The sequence below is a fragment of the Bartonella sp. AD328YNZD genome, from assembly GCF_042196425.1.
In genome coordinates this window covers 1-764 of the sequence record NZ_JBHIQG010000703.1, presented here as the reverse complement: position 1 = coordinate 764, position 764 = coordinate 1, and the positions used below count along the sequence as shown (strand labels likewise).

Annotated in this window: 1 protein-coding gene and 1 pseudogene; both read right to left on the bottom strand. The window is 33.1% G+C overall.

The window, feature by feature from the left end:
* Positions 1-312 (bottom strand): annotated as a pseudogene (locus ACFIO3_RS14570) (N-acetyltransferase); the annotation flags it as partial.
* Positions 313-447: 135 nt separating this feature from the next.
* Complete coding sequence (locus ACFIO3_RS14565) at positions 448-600, bottom strand: hypothetical protein (protein ID WP_375609022.1); 153 nt, start codon at positions 598-600, stop codon at positions 448-450.
* Between the last annotated feature and the right edge of the window lie 164 nt (positions 601-764).

Below are 764 nucleotides of genomic sequence, written 5' to 3'. Positions count from 1 at the left end.
ACCTCTTTTCTGAAAATCCGGCTTGGTGACAATATCATACACTCCACCAATCCCATCCGCTTTAATACAAAAACATATTGCTACAGGATTATTATTTATATAACCAACGAACATCTCTACATCAGAGTCTTTTTTATAACAACGGCCTATTGTTTCATAAAATATAACCGCTTCTTCATCAAAAGGCTCGAATACTGATGCCATAACATTTCCGTAATCTCTAAAATCTTGAAGAGATTCAACTTCTTTGATTTTGAAGTTATCCGGCATAGAAGTAACATGTGAGTCTATATCTTGCGCTAAAGCTGCCATTCCTACCTCTGTTTCAACATGCTCTAAGCCAATAGATAAGAGAACTTCATCAACTTTATAATGAGACGAATGAGGTCCAACCCACCAAGCTAAAGGTAGTTTCTGCGCATTAAAGGAATCGATTATAGATTTTGCCTACTCTACAGGTATAGTTTCTTGTAAATTTTTAGCAGAGATAATATTGAATGTATCTGAAGCAAATGTTGAATTAATAGAAGACACGCCATTTGAAAAATCAACAACCTTCATTTTAGGGCGCAATTTTGGTAAAGACGTACTTTTGAACAAAAATTATTCTCTAATGATAAGTCAATTTTTGATTTGTTTAACATTTGTTTTTCTTGTCATTGCTCATAATTTCTAATTAATCTTTTATACGGGGGCTGTAAAAAATCCGTATAAGTTAAAAATTATTATCTTAGATCTAAGCTCCCAATCCAATGGATGATTCA